Here is a 13,070-nt window from a genome sequence, read left to right on the forward strand (position 1 = left end):
TTCCTCCGGCCGGAGCGATGGTCCAGCGGCGGCGGCTGCGGCCGAGGGAATGAAACTGTGGATGGACTGGGCAGGCCGGGCCGGTGAGCACTTGACGGACATGGGGGCCCCGTTGGGCAACGGGCAGGAGATCACCCCGGCCGGGGTGTCCCCGGCCAACGCCACCGTGGGCGGCTACTCGCTGCTGGAAGCGGACAGCGTGGAGGAGGCGGTGGCGCTGATGGATGGCCACCCGCACTTGATGATGCCCGGCGCATCGATCCAGGTATTCCCGGCACTGGACATTCCGGGCATGTAGGAAGAAGTCCAAGAGGGTCCCGGCTGCAGCCGGGACCCTCTGTGGCTCAAAGACGACGGCTTCGTTAGCGTCAAATGCGGAACTGGGATCGGGGCCGCAGCCCGTCGGCGAGTTGCTTACCGCCGTTGGCGGCATGATGGCCCGTACCTACGCTTTCGGCGACGACTGGGGAGCATTCCGTGACGCTGGAAATGGTTCCGGCGGACGACGACGACGGCGGCAGTGGCTGGGCCTGCAGCCCGGCGGTGGGCGGAGCTCGCGACGAAAGGACCACGAAACAAACAAGGAGGATCCGATGAAGAATGGCCTTTTTATGATGTGACAGGATAGTTGGCAATAGTGACAACCTGGTTGCGCCGTGACAATCAGCTTGGTGCAGGGCGAATGAAAATGGCGGAATTTGAATGGCCGGCCTGTCGAGGGGCATTGCGGAAATGGCATCGGCACGCAGGAATCAATCCCATAACCGTATAATTCAAATATGCATTCTATACAGGCGTTCCACATACGAACGTCTCTTCGATTAGACGGCCCGTACAAGCGTTCAGGACCCTGGTGCTTGTCGCCCCGTTGATGCGACGGGCGATGTCCGCACACCTGACCACCATGATGACGGACTCCCTTCCGCGGACCGCAGCCAGGCTCCTCCTGGCCGGTGGCGCGCTGCTCCTCACCGGATGCCAGCCGGTCTCCGTACTGAACCGCACAGTGGATGTCACCCCTTCTCCCGCCCCGGCCAGGGAAGCAGCCTCCGGACACTCCGCCGGCATGGTCCTGCACTTCTTGGACGCCAGGTTCGGAATCACCTGCGCCACGGATTCCGTCGGCGACAGCACCCGCGGAACCGCAGCACTGATGTGCACCTGGAGGACCGGCCCCCCGTGACGTGCGCCGGGTCAGGACAGCCCCGGCCGGAGCAGTCTTTCCTGCTCACGGGCGGACCGCTAGCCCCCGGGATGGAAGGTCGCCGGGCCGCCCAAGTTCGGTCCGCCGGGAAACGGCCCGCCAAAGTCCGGTCCTCCCGGGAACCCCCCGCCCAGGCCACTGCCGTCGCCGGTGCCGCTGCCGAGGAGGCTCCGGGTGAGGGCCTCGCCGTCGGCCATCAGGTCTTCCACGGCCTTGCCCAGGTGAGTGTCCGCGACCGGCACGCCGTCCAGCGCGGCGGCAACGACGGCGCGGCGGACGAGCTCACGTGCGAACGAGGCGGTGGTGCCTTCGGTGCGTGCTGCCGCGTCCCGTACCGCACCAGCGCTGAACGGAATTCCACGGGCATACAGCCTCACGAGCCCGATGCGCTCCGCCAGGGCCGGGAGGGGAATATCCACGGCCAGATCCACGCGTCCGGGGCGCTGCGCCAAAGCACGCTCGAGCATGTCCACGCGGTTGGTGGTGAGTACGAACGCTACGTCGGCGTCGCTGTCCAGGCCGTCCATGGCATCGAGCACCTCGAACAGCAGCGGCTGCGGACCGTGCCCGAAGCTCCGGTCCTCGGCGATGAAGTCGCAGTCCTCCAGAACCACGATGGAGGGCTGCAACGCCCTGGCCATGGTGGCAGCCTCCGAGATCCTGGCCAGTGAACCTCCAGACAGCAGGATCGCGGTCACTCCTTCGCTCTGGCTCAACAAATACCTCACCGTGTGGGTCTTGCCGGTCCCGGGCTTGCCGTACAGCAGGATGCCTCGCTTGAGGTGTTGCCCATACTGGTTGAGCGAGACCCGGTGCCGGGCGATACCCAGGGCGTGGTCCGACACCTTCTGCAGCACACCCTCGGGCAGGATGACCTCGGACGCGGCGAGGGCAGGCCGGGCATGGAAGGTCACTCCGGCCGCGCTTGGCCCATACTCGCCCATGACCAGGGAAATAACCTGGCCTTTCAGGACACTGCGGTGCTGCAACCGCCGGCGGAACTCGGACAGGAAGTCCGCGGCGTTCCCGGTATCGCCGGCCAGGACCTCGAGGGAAGCTGACTGCCGCCCGTACCGGGGGTTGGCGTCCCGCTGCAGGACGGCGACCGGGCGGCTTCCATGGTTGAACAGCCACAGCCCCAGGGCCACGGCCTGCCGCTGTTCGGCTGGCCCCACCGCGAGGTTGGTGTAGTCGGGCTGGGACAGCGGGAACTGCGGGAAAAACTGGGATTGCTGCAGCATGTCGCTCAACGACTGATGGTGGCGCTGGTCCCCGCCGCCGATGCCCACCAACCGGAAATCCGCGTCCTCGCCCGCGAGTTCCGCCATCAGGATGTCTGCGTCGACGAATCTGTGCGGCGGAATCTCTTCCACCACCACGGACAGCGATTCTGCCGGTACCGCCAGGTGGCCGGTGAGCGTTGCCAGTAGCTGGGTTCCCGCCTGCACCCGGTGCTGCCCGGACTGGGCAAGCTGAACCAGCTGGGCAAAATTGTCGATGAACTTCCCCAAATTTTCGTCCATGGGCAGACCCTACCAGCGCCCGCAGGTGAAGCCTGCAGATTTGCACGCACCTGGTGAAGGGCGTGCACCCCCACGGTGAGGCGCCTGCTTCTTGCAGGTCTTGCACCGCCCGTTTCCAGACTCGAAAACGGAGCTCCTTGCAAGTGACTTGGAATCCTGCCTCGGCCACGGTTCCGAAAGGGCGCAGGGCCGGTACGGCGCCCGCGGTTCATGAGGTGGTCCCGCTTGTTCAGGCAGCTCCCCGTCCTCCCGCGCCGCCCGTTTGACGGAAATGGCCGCCAATCGGGGTGGCTTAGCGGCCATTCGTGGCAAATCGTGGAAGGAACGGGAGCGCCCTGACCAAGGCCCGGGCGGAAATGCGAAACGCGGCTGGAATCCTGCCGGGGTTCGTGGTTCCTGAAGCAGACAGGTTCATAAGGCCCACGATGCCGAGGGCGGCCAGAGCGCCCCGTCCTCCCGCGCCGCCCGTTTGACGGAAATGGCCGCCAAAGAAATGGCTTAGCGGCCATCTCCGGAAAATCGCGGAGGGAACGCGAGCGACCTCACCAGCGTCCGGGCGGAAATGGCGGAACGCGGCTGGAATCCTGCAGGGATCCCTGATTCCTGAAGCCGACAGGTTTATAAGGCCCACGATGCCGAGGGCGGCGAGACCTCCCCGCCCTCCCGTTTGACGAAAATGGCCGCCAGCGAGGTGGCTAAGCGGCCATTCGTGGTCAATCGCGGAAGGAACGGGAGCACCGCTACCAGAGTCCGCTCGGGGCAGAGCCAGGATGCGGCGCTGTCCGCGGAGGGGGCCGCCGCCGGGATCCCGCCCGGATCCCGCCCGGATCCTGCCCGGCCCTGACATGGGTATTCGTCAGGGGGAGATCTTGCTATCGTCGCTAATGGACTGCCGCGGTGCGGCGCAGCCCTTCCGGCTCCACGGACGAAGGACGATCATGAAGCGAACGCGACTTTCCGTTATCGGTCTCATTGCAGCCGCAGCGCTTGCCGTGGCCGGCTGCGGGTCGGGGTCGACGGCGCCGGCGGCAGGCGCAGACACCTCTTTGAGCGACGTCAAGAGCGCGGGCGTGCTCAAGATCGGCACGGAAGGCACCTACAAGCCGTTCTCGTTCCATGCCAACGGCAGCGGTGAACTGACGGGCTATGACGTGGAAATCATCAACGCCGTCGTCGGCAAGCTGGGCGTCAAGCCGTCCTTCCAGGAAACGCAGTTCGACGCCATATTCGCCGGCCTGGAAGCCAAGAGGTTCGACGTCGTCGCCAACCAGGTGTCGATCACGGACGAACGCAAGGCGAAGTACGATTTCTCCGCCCCGTACACCGTGAGCACCGGCGTCGTTGTCACGAAGGCCGACAACAACGGCATCAACTCCTTCGACAGCCTCAAGGGCAAGACCACGGCGCAATCGCTGACGAGCAACTGGTACAAGACGGCGCAGCAGAGCGGGGCCAATGTGGAGGCCGTGGAGGGATGGGCGCAGGCGATAACGCTGCTCAAGCAGGGGCGGGTCGACGCCACCATCAACGACAAACTGACGTACCTGGACTACCAGAAGACCGAGCACGACAACAGCATCAAGATTGCCGCCGAGACCACGGACAAGTCGCTGAGTGCCTTCGCGTTCCGCAAGGGTTCAACCAGCCTGGCCGACGCTGTCAACAAGGCCCTGGGCGAACTGCAGGCCGACGGCACCCTGGCTACAATTTCCCAGAAGTACTTCGACGCCGACGTCTCGAAGTAGCGGGATGGAAGCGGCCGAAGAACGCTGCGTTGAAGCATGACCATCAACTGGGACCTCGTGTGGGGCTCGCTGGGGCCCATTGTGATGGGCGGGATCACCGGCACCATTCCCTTGGCGCTGGCATCGTTCGTCCTTGGGCTGCTGCTGGCCCTGCTGGTAGCCCTGATGCGGCTGAGCCGCAATCCCGTCTTCTCAACGGCGGCGCGGATCTATATATCCGTCATCCGCGGCACCCCGCTCCTGGTCCAACTGTTTGTCATTTTCTATGGGCTGCCTTCCATCGGAATAACTATCAGCCCGTGGCCCAGCGCGATCATCGCCTTCTCCCTGAATGTGGGCGGCTACGCGGCAGAGGTCATCCGGGCGGCGATTTTGTCCGTTCCGAAGGGGCAGTGGGAGGCCGGACATACCATCGGCATGTCCCGCCGTCAGTCGCTGGTGCGGATCATCCTGCCGCAGGCTGCACGGGTCTCGGTTCCACCCCTGTCCAACACCTTCATCAGCCTGGTCAAGGACACATCGCTGGCGTCCCTGATCCTCGTCACCGAGCTGTTCCGCCAGGCACAGCAGGTGGCGGCCTTCAGCCAGGAATTCATGCTGCTGTATCTGGAGGCCGCCGTCATTTACTGGATCATCTGCCTGGTCCTCGCCGGCGGACAGTCCGTCCTGGAGAAGAGATTGGACCGCTATGTCGCCCACTGAACCCACGGTCCCGGACGCCGCGCTCCTGGCCGTACGGGGCCTGCGCAAGGCGTTTGGGCGGCAGGAAGTGCTGAAGTCCATCGACCTGGACGTCCGCCGGGGCGAGGTCGTCACCTTGATCGGGCCGTCCGGTTCAGGCAAGACGACGGTCCTGCGGTGCCTCAATGGCCTCGAAGCACCCGACGACGGCGTCGTGGAGTTTGTCGGCCAGCTCGTCGTCGACTTTTCCACGCCGGTGTCGAAGACGCAGCTGAACGCGCTGAGGGACCGCAGCGCCATGGTGTTCCAGCATTACAATCTCTTCCCGCACAAAACCGCCCTGGAGAACGTCATCGAGGGCCCGGTCCAGGTCCAGAAGCGGCCCAAGACCGAGGCGGTCAAGGAGGCCAGGGAGTTGCTTGCCCGCGTCGGGCTGGCCGACAAGGAGGACAGCTACCCCTTCGAGCTCTCCGGCGGGCAGCAGCAGCGCGTAGGCATCGTGCGTGCGCTGGCCCTGCGCCCGCAGCTTCTGCTTTTTGACGAGCCGACGTCGGCGTTGGACCCGGAGCTGGTGGGCGACGTCCTGACGGTCATCAAGGAGCTGGCCGACGAAGGATGGACCATGGTCGTGGTCACCCATGAGCTTGCGTTCGCCCGCCAGGTCGCCGACGAAGTCATCTTCATGGACGGCGGCGTCGTCGTCGAACGCGGCCACCCGGACACCGTGCTGCGCGACCCGCGGGAGGAACGCACCCGGCAGTTCGTGGACCGGCTGCTGAACCCGTTCTAAGGTCGTTGCATGGCCCGCACGGCAGCAGTTCCTGCCGGCCTTGAGCCGTGCGGGTATATTCCAAGCAGACCAACCCAAGCAACGGAAGAATTGATGATGTCCCAGACACACAAGACCGCCATCCCCGCCGTGACCCTCAACAACGGCGTCCGGATCCCGCAACTGGGCTTCGGCGTTTTCCAGGTTCCGCCGGAAGAAACGCAGCGCATTGTCGAGGATGCCCTGGAGGCCGGCTACCGCCACATTGACACCGCCGCGGCGTACCGGAACGAGGCCGGCGTCGGGGCCGCACTTGCCGCTTCAGGGATCCCCCGGGAGGACGTCTTCGTCACCACCAAGTTGCGCAACGGCGAGCAGGGAATGGCCCGCGAAGCCTCCCGGAACAGCCTGAATGCCCTGGGCCTGGATTACGTGGACCTTTACCTGATCCACTGGCCGGTGCCGTCCCAGGGGCTCTTCATCCAGGCCTGGACAGCCATGGAAAAGCTCTACGCAGACGGCCAGACCCGTGCCATCGGAGTTTCGAACTTCCTGGCGGACCATCTGGACATGCTCCTCCCGACGGCGGACGTTGTCCCGGCCGTCAACCAGTTCGAAAGCCACCCCACGTTCGCGCAGCAGGAGCTCGCCGCGAAGAGCCGGTCCCTGGGCATTGCCGTGGAGGCGTACAGCCCGCTGGGCCAGGGCGCCGACCTGGGTGCGGCCCCCGTGGCATCCCTCGCCGCCAGGTACGGTGCGACACCGGCCCAGATTGTGCTCGCGTGGCACCTCGCCCAGGGCACCATCGTCATCCCGAAGTCGGCCGATTCCGCACGAATGCGGGAAAACCTGGGCGCCGTGGCCTTCCCGCTCACGCCGGCCGACGTCGCCGAAATCGCGGCGCTGGAGTCCGGCGCCCGCGTCGGCGCCGATCCCGCCGTCGCTGCGTTCAGCCAGATGTAGGCAGCACCGCCCCGACATCGTCCTTCTTTCACAGCGAATCCTTAGGTGTCTCCGACCCCGTACCAAAGCGGGTGGACCACGATAAGTCGATGAACGTTGTCAGAAGATCGATGGACATGTGGAACAAGTTCCTTGTGCCGGGACTCGCGGCCCTTGCCATTGCCCTCCTTGGGGCGGCCGGCGCGTCCGGGATTGACGAGATGGCCAGTGCCCGGATCACGCATCCGGCACCGGCGGCTGCCGCTGCAGACGGGCAGCCGCCGTTGCGCCACCTCATCCTCCTCGGCCTGGACAAGGGCTCACTCCCGGGCGGGCCGCCGCACGACGAACTGCGCGAAGAAAAGTACGAGGAGAATTACCAGGAAGCACTGGGCGCGGCTGCCCACACCCTGGTTTAGCCTGAAGTTACGTGGGTTTCCTGCCGCACGGCGCCACTTGCCGGTAGACGGACTTCGGAGGAGGATATGCGGCAAACTCCAGGAGGCCCTTTATGATCCAGCTTGGCAAGTTTGAGAAGTACCTGATCGAGGAATTCTTCGACGATTACCGCGCCGGCGCCATGACCCAGCGCACGTTCACCCGCCGGGTGGCGTTCATCACCGGCAGCATGGCGGCAGCCGCGGGCGCGATGCTGCTGGTCGGCTGCACGCCGGATGAAGTTCCGCGCAGCACCGACCCCATGCCGACCCCCAATCCGTCCCCGCCCACCGCAACCGCAGCAACCGCAGCGGCCACCGGCGGCGCCGTACCGGGTGCCAAGAGCCCGCTTTCCATTCCCGAGGGCGCATCAGGGCCGGTGACGACGACGGTGCGGTTCCCCGCCGGCGGCGCCGACATCAGCGGTTACCTGGCGCGGTCGGAGGGGGGCGCCAAAGGCCCTGCCGTGCTGGTCTGCCACGAGAACCGCGGGCTGACCCCGCACATCAAGGACGTGGCACGCCGCTTCGCCCAAGCCGGATATTCGGCCCTCGCGCTGGACCTGCTGAGCAGGGAGGGCGGCACCGCGGCTCTGGACCGGGATTCCGTCCCCGGGGCGCTGACCAAGGCCGGAGCGGAACGCCACGTTTCCGATTTCGCCGCAGCTTTCGATTACCTGAAGTCCCAGGACTTCGTTGACTCCGGGCGGATCGCCATGAACGGCTACTGTTTTGGCGGCGGCATCACCTGGCAGGCGGCCACGGAACTGCCCGGGCTGAAGGCCACATCGGCGTTTTACGGACCCTCTCCCGACCTGGATAAGGTCCCCGCCATCAAGGCGGCGGTCTTCGGCGTCTACGCCGAACTCGACCAGCGGATCACCGGGGCGATGCCGGCGCTCGAGGCGGCCCTGGCCGCCGCTGACGTACGCCACAGACTCACCGTCTATCCCGGCGTCGACCACGCGTTCCACAACGACACGGGAGATCGCTACGTCGAGGCGCAGGCCACGGCAGCGTGGAACGACACGCTGGCCTGGTTCGGTCAATACGTCTGACGGCGCTCTAAGACCGTCTTCCTTTCTCCTGCTTTCTCAGCACGAAGAAGACCAAAACGGCTGTGCCTCCGCCGGCAATGAGCAGTATCCCAAGGGGGAGGAGGTCCGGACCGATTGTGCCCGAAGTCGGGGCGCTCCGGGCCTCAGATGGTGTAGCCGAGGGGGCAGTCTGTGTGGCTGATGAAGCAGGGGGAGGGGCAGCCATGCTGGGAGGGGCAGCCACGCTGGGCGGGGCCGGCAGGAACACGTCACTGACCACCCCCATGATGAACCTGTCCCCCGGAACGAGCGTCTTCACGACCTGCGTTGACGCTTCCAGGGTCGTGGACACGCAACCTGCAGAGACTCTGTTCCCCGCTCCGAGGAAGATCGCGTAGTCGGCACCCGGTACGGGGACGGAGTCCGGCAGGCGGTTGTAGTTAATGACCGCTGCCTGTGCGTACGTGCCCTGGTTCGCCCAGTACCAGAGGTTCTCGTCCGCGGCTGATCCGCCCTCCAGATAGTCATTGTAGGATGGGCTCCCCGGACCACCCCACCGTGACCTCGGATTGACCTTGTGATATGACAGCCTGGTCCCCGGATCGGCAAGCCCGAGAGCCTCCGTCGCAGAGAACGAGCCGGTCGGTGATCGGTATTGGCCGTCCCTCAGCATGCCCTCCGGGGCGAATCCGTTCTCTCCGATAAAGCCCGCCACCTGCCACTCCGGAACGTACCCGTCCGCGTCCCGGACACATCCGGTGATCAGGACAGTGTTCTGATCGAAGTCCGTGGCCGTTGCGAAGACAACCCTGCCGGCGCCACCGGCGGAGAACCTGACCTCGCGGGCGGTCAGCTTTGCGCACGGTGCTGTTTCCTGGGCCGCGCCGTGCGCGGTGGAAGGCAGTGCCGTAAGTCCGGCAATGAGTGCTGTGAGCAGCAGCGTCCTACGGAAGGACATGACATCAGTTTAGTCTCGCTCCCTGTCCGGACTGCCCGGGTTCCGTGGCGGAGGGGGCCGGATCGTCCGTAGGAAACCGGTCAGCCCGCCATGCGCTGCGGCCGCGAAGCGGGGCCGGCGTACGTGACTGCGTCGGCGGCGTCCAGGACCTCAAGCGCTGTCAGGTGTGCTGCTGCGGCCACGTCCCTGATGGATTTACCGTGGGTGACGGCGGCGGCTATGGCGGACTGCAGGCTGGCTGCCGCGTCCGCGCAGTGTGGGGTTGAGCGATCGAGCCGCGCGGCAGCCTCTTCCACTGCCAGGATTTCGCTATCGCTCACCGATCGTCCTCCGTCTCGTGCCTGCTTCATTGCAGAACTCTTCTGACTGAAAGGTGAGGCCGTTTCCGCCCGGAACGCGCCGCACCCTTCGTCAGGAAAGACTATCGCAGGCCAGACCGGTCTGTCTCGCGTCCGCGGATTGACCGGGTCGTGATTTCACCTGCGGATGTTTCGCGGGGATGCTGGCTGCGCCGTTTGGGGAAAGCGATCCGGTCAAGGTCGTTGGCAGCCACGACGGCGGCCCCGCCGGCGCGGGCCCGGGCCTGCTCGGCAAGCGGGCCGACGTCGGCGTAGCGCGACGAGAAGTGGGTGAGGATGAGCGTGTCCACGCCGCCGTCGGCCGCCAGAGCGCCCGCCTGTCCGGCGGTGAGGTGACGGTACTGTGCCGCGAGGCCGGCGTCGTCGTCGCTGAAGGTGGACTCGGCCACGAGCAGGTCGGCGCCGTCTGCGAGCTCTTCGGCGCCGGCGCATGGCGCCGTGTCCATAACGAAGGCGAAGCGCTGGCCGGGGCGCGGCACGCTCACGTCCGCCAGGCGTACCCCGCGCAGGCGTCCGCCGCGCTGCAGGCGTCCGACGTCGTCCCCCGCGATCCCGGCGGCCGCCAGCCGGTCCGGCAGGAGGGAACGGCCGTCGGGCTCGACGAGCCGATAGCCGTACGTCTCGATGCGGTGGTGCAGGGGCCGCACCTCCAGGCCCGGCGCGACCGGCCCGGCACCCGAGTGGGGGTGCAGCCGCAGATCAATACCGGGGGAGGCGAGGGACACGAGCGCGCGGACCGCCTCCTGGCCCGTGGCGGGATAGTGCAAATGCACAGGGTGCGTCACGCCGTCGAGGGCCAGGCGCGAAAGTACGCCGGGCAGCCCGAAGCAGTGGTCGCCATGGAGGTGGGTGAGGCAGATGCGGGTGATCTGGGCAGCCGAGACACCGGCGTGGATCATTTGCCGCTGGGTGCCTTCGCCCGGGTCGAAGAGCAGTCCTTCGCCGTCCCAGCGCAGGAGGTACCCGTTGTGGTTGCGGGTCCGTGTCGGGACCTGGGAGGCGGTGCCGAGGACGACGAGTTCGCGCATGGAACCGAGTCTCCCACTCGTTGGCGACCGGGACCATGGCGCGGGCAAGAGCGATGAACGAAAGGTCCGCCCCCGACGGCCAGGCCCGGGCTATTGTCGGGAAGTCCGGGGAGGCCTACGATTTGCTGACAGCCCCGCTCGGGGATTGCCGAGGGACCCTCCCATGGGATCCAGGTGGTCGCATGAGGTGCGCGTTCCGGCCCTATACAGAACTGGAATCGTCATGACCAAGTACCTGTTTCAAGCAAATTATGTTGGCGAAGGAATCAAGGGTCTGATGCGCGAGGGCGGCTCGAAGCGCCGGGACGCCGTCGTCGAGGCCCTCAAGTCCGTCGACGGATCCCTGGAAAGCTTCTACTACGCCTTTGGCGAGACGGACGTCTTAGGCGTCTTTGATATTCCGGACCAGGCCGGCGCAGCGGCGCTATCGCTGATGATCAACTCCACGGGGGCCGTGAACCTGCACATGACACCGCTCATGACGCCCGAGGATATTGACGAAGCGTCCCGCAAGACACCGTCCTACCGGGCCCCGGGTCAATAGCGCCTAACGCTGCTGCGAGCCCGCGGGGAGTGCAGAGGGCGGCGGACAGGCAGAACGGCCCGAAATGCGGCACGGGTTTTCGCTGGAGCTCATTCCCTCGGCGCTGGTGTCGATCGCGGGGTTCGTCCTGCTCGTCCTGGCACAAAGCATCGCCGGCTATGGGCTTCTGGCGCTGTCGCTCTTGCTGGCAGGTTTTATCGACGGGGCGCTCCTGCGGGATCTGGCCCTGATTGCGGCCGGTCTGGTGGCGATCAGCCTTGTTCCGATCACCACCGACATCAGCACGGAGCACATGTTCGTCATGGGTTCGGCCATGATCCTGGCCGTAGGAATTCCGTACTCGTTGTCGCGCTTTGTGTTCAAGGACCATGCGGTCAGGTTCCCCGTGCGTACCGGGCAGGCGTGGACGCGGGCGGAGAAATGGTACCTGCCGGCCGCCGTCGTCATCGGCTACGCGCTGCTTCCGGCGTACATGATCAATACTGGGGTCTACCGCAACTGGCCCGCGGTTTCGGATCCGGAAGGAATCATCCGCCTCTTTCTGGGTACCAACGTGCTGGGGATCTGGGACGAGCTGTTTTTCATCTGTACCGTCTTCGTGCTCCTGCGCCGGCATCTGCCCATGGCGCAGGCCAACGTGCTGCAGGCCGTCCTTTTCACCTCCTTTCTGTGGGACCTGGGTTTCCACGCCTGGGCGCCGGTCTTCATCTGTCCCTTCGCCCTCGTCCAGGCGCTCATTTTCACGCGGACGAAGTCCCTGTCCTACATCGTGTGCGTCCACCTGCTCTTCGACTTCGTGCTTTTCCTGGTCCTGATCCACGCCCACAACCCCGCCTGGATCGACATCTTCATCTACTAAGGGTCGAGGCTGGGCCGGTAGATTGTTCGCCGTGATGCACATTGAGCGCGATGACCCGACACGGGAGGATGTCCGGCAACTGCTGGACGAGCACTTGGCAGACATGTTCGCGGCCTCGGCCGCCGAAAGTGTGCACGCGCTGGACCATTCGGCGCTGTCCGCGCCGGGGATAACGTTTTGGACTGCACGCGAGGACGGCAAGCTGCTGGGCTGTGGCGCGCTGAAACAGCTGGCGCCCGATCAGGGCGAAATCAAATCCATGCGCACAACGCCCGCGGCCCGCGGCCCGTGGCCGCGGCGTCGCCGCACTTCTGCTCACCCATATCGTGGACGAAGCCCGACGGTGCCGGTATGGGCACCTCTACCTCGTGGGCGACGCCGACCGGTCCGCTTCCGCTCATGCGGAAGCATCCCCGGCGTCAGCCCCGGTCCGGGTCAGGAAGGCGAGGCTTTCGGCGATGCCCTCGAAGATGTCCCCGGCGTAGTCGTCAAACTCGACGACCCCGACTTCGAGGGATTTCGCGGCTTTGATCACGTCCCGGACGGCGACTTTGCCCCGGCCGGCGGGCAGTTGGGCCATGGTGTCGGTGGTGAGCGGGCCGTCCTTGATGTGGATGAACCTCACCCGGTCACCCAGCCGGTTGAGAACGTCCACCGGGTCCTGGCCGCCGGCGGCGACCCAGAACGTGTCCACTTCCAGCACGAGTTCCGGGTCCAGCAGGTCCGCGAAGTACTCCAGGGCGGTCCGGCCCTCGATGGTGGACTCCAGCTCCCACTGGTGATTGTGGTAGCCGACGCGGATGCCGTACCCGGCGGCCTTTTTGGCGGCGGCATTGTAGGGCTCCACCTGGCTGAAACCGATCTCGGCCAACCTCTTAATAGTTTCGGCCAAATCCTGTTCGAGCGGCGTGCGGAGGGTGTACAGCTGGATCGAGTACGACATTGGTTCCCCTTTGGAAGTACCTGTTTAGGCCGGCGAATCCA

General features: G+C 65.8%; 15 protein-coding genes and 1 pseudogene. 11 read left to right on the top strand and 5 right to left on the bottom strand.

Translation table 11 applies throughout. From position 1 onward, the window contains the following. Positions 1 to 61 precede the first annotated feature (61 nt). Both ACQCSZ_RS07345 and ACQCSZ_RS07350 read left to right on the top strand, forming a co-directional pair. Positions 62 to 298, top strand: coding sequence for a hypothetical protein (locus tag ACQCSZ_RS07345; protein WP_427007378.1), 237 nt, complete (start codon positions 62 to 64; stop codon positions 296 to 298). 585 nt (positions 299 to 883) lie between these two features. Next, entirely contained in the window at positions 884 to 1,183 is a 300-nt protein-coding gene (locus ACQCSZ_RS07350) for a hypothetical protein (protein WP_427007379.1), read from the top strand. Between the two features lie 59 nt (positions 1,184 to 1,242). Here ACQCSZ_RS07350 and ACQCSZ_RS07355 read toward each other — a convergent pair whose 3' ends face one another. After that, positions 1,243 to 2,727: an AAA family ATPase gene (locus ACQCSZ_RS07355; RefSeq protein WP_427007380.1), complete on the bottom strand. Its 1,485-nt coding sequence runs from the start codon at positions 2,725 to 2,727 to the stop codon at positions 1,243 to 1,245. Between the two features lie 938 nt (positions 2,728 to 3,665). On the opposite strand from ACQCSZ_RS07355, the gene ACQCSZ_RS07360 reads away from it, so the two are divergent. The 6 genes from ACQCSZ_RS07360 to ACQCSZ_RS07385 all read left to right on the top strand — a co-directional run bounded on the left by ACQCSZ_RS07360 (position 3,666) and on the right by ACQCSZ_RS07385 (position 8,359). Further along, on the top strand, positions 3,666 to 4,472 hold the full coding sequence (locus ACQCSZ_RS07360) for an amino acid ABC transporter substrate-binding protein (RefSeq protein ID WP_427007381.1): 807 nt from the start codon (positions 3,666 to 3,668) through the stop codon (positions 4,470 to 4,472). 36 nt (positions 4,473 to 4,508) lie between these two features. After that, positions 4,509 to 5,174 carry an amino acid ABC transporter permease gene (locus ACQCSZ_RS07365; protein WP_427007382.1) on the top strand — a complete coding sequence of 222 codons (666 nt, stop codon included), beginning with the start codon at positions 4,509 to 4,511 and terminating at the stop codon, positions 5,172 to 5,174. Beyond that, positions 5,161 to 5,943, top strand: a complete 783-nt coding sequence (locus ACQCSZ_RS07370; RefSeq protein ID WP_427007383.1) for an amino acid ABC transporter ATP-binding protein — start codon at positions 5,161 to 5,163, stop codon at positions 5,941 to 5,943. Before ACQCSZ_RS07365 ends, ACQCSZ_RS07370 begins: the two co-directional genes overlap by 14 nt. 96 nt (positions 5,944 to 6,039) lie before the next feature. Beyond that, positions 6,040 to 6,885: an aldo/keto reductase gene (locus ACQCSZ_RS07375; protein WP_427008273.1), complete on the top strand. Its 846-nt coding sequence runs from the start codon at positions 6,040 to 6,042 to the stop codon at positions 6,883 to 6,885. A gap of 89 nt (positions 6,886 to 6,974) precedes the next feature. Beyond that, a complete protein-coding gene (locus ACQCSZ_RS07380; RefSeq protein ID WP_427007384.1) occupies positions 6,975 to 7,283 on the top strand; it encodes a hypothetical protein in 309 nt (102 codons plus the stop codon). Between the two features lie 92 nt (positions 7,284 to 7,375). After that, positions 7,376 to 8,359: a dienelactone hydrolase family protein gene (locus tag ACQCSZ_RS07385; RefSeq protein ID WP_427007385.1), complete on the top strand. Its 984-nt coding sequence runs from the start codon at positions 7,376 to 7,378 to the stop codon at positions 8,357 to 8,359. A 7-nt stretch (positions 8,360 to 8,366) separates the two neighbouring features. On the opposite strand, the gene ACQCSZ_RS07390 is transcribed toward ACQCSZ_RS07385, so the two are convergent. The 3 genes from ACQCSZ_RS07390 to ACQCSZ_RS07400 form a co-directional block, all read right to left on the bottom strand. Continuing rightward, positions 8,367 to 9,296 (bottom strand): hypothetical protein, encoded by a 930-nt coding sequence (locus ACQCSZ_RS07390; RefSeq protein WP_427007386.1) that lies wholly within the window; start codon positions 9,294 to 9,296, stop codon positions 8,367 to 8,369. Between the two features lie 80 nt (positions 9,297 to 9,376). Then, complete coding sequence (locus ACQCSZ_RS07395; RefSeq protein WP_427007387.1) at positions 9,377 to 9,616, bottom strand: hypothetical protein; 240 nt, start codon at positions 9,614 to 9,616, stop codon at positions 9,377 to 9,379. A 101-nt stretch (positions 9,617 to 9,717) separates the two neighbouring features. Then, positions 9,718 to 10,683, bottom strand: a complete 966-nt coding sequence (locus tag ACQCSZ_RS07400; RefSeq protein WP_427007388.1) for a ribonuclease Z — start codon at positions 10,681 to 10,683, stop codon at positions 9,718 to 9,720. A 223-nt stretch (positions 10,684 to 10,906) separates the two neighbouring features. Between ACQCSZ_RS07400 and ACQCSZ_RS07405 the strand changes: the two genes are divergently transcribed. From ACQCSZ_RS07405 to ACQCSZ_RS07415, 3 genes and pseudogenes are all read left to right on the top strand, one after another. Next, complete coding sequence (locus tag ACQCSZ_RS07405; RefSeq protein WP_427007389.1) at positions 10,907 to 11,227, top strand: GYD domain-containing protein; 321 nt, start codon at positions 10,907 to 10,909, stop codon at positions 11,225 to 11,227. 64 nt (positions 11,228 to 11,291) lie between these two features. Next, the gene (locus tag ACQCSZ_RS07410; RefSeq protein WP_427007390.1) at positions 11,292 to 12,086 is read left to right on the top strand and encodes a CPBP family glutamic-type intramembrane protease; all 795 of its coding nucleotides are present in this window, start codon (positions 11,292 to 11,294) and stop codon (positions 12,084 to 12,086) included. Between the two features lie 31 nt (positions 12,087 to 12,117). Further along, positions 12,118 to 12,484 (top strand): annotated as a pseudogene (locus tag ACQCSZ_RS07415) (GNAT family N-acetyltransferase); the annotation flags it as partial. On the opposite strand, the gene ACQCSZ_RS07420 reads toward ACQCSZ_RS07415, so the two are convergent. Beyond that, positions 12,484 to 13,029, bottom strand: a complete 546-nt coding sequence (locus ACQCSZ_RS07420) for a sugar phosphate isomerase/epimerase family protein (protein ID WP_427007391.1) — start codon at positions 13,027 to 13,029, stop codon at positions 12,484 to 12,486. The pseudogene ACQCSZ_RS07415 and the gene ACQCSZ_RS07420 overlap by 1 nt on opposite strands. Between the last annotated feature and the right edge of the window lie 41 nt (positions 13,030 to 13,070).

The organism is Pseudarthrobacter sp. H2 (assembly GCF_050157045.1).
In the GTDB taxonomy this organism is placed as follows: domain Bacteria; phylum Actinomycetota; class Actinomycetes; order Actinomycetales; family Micrococcaceae; genus Arthrobacter.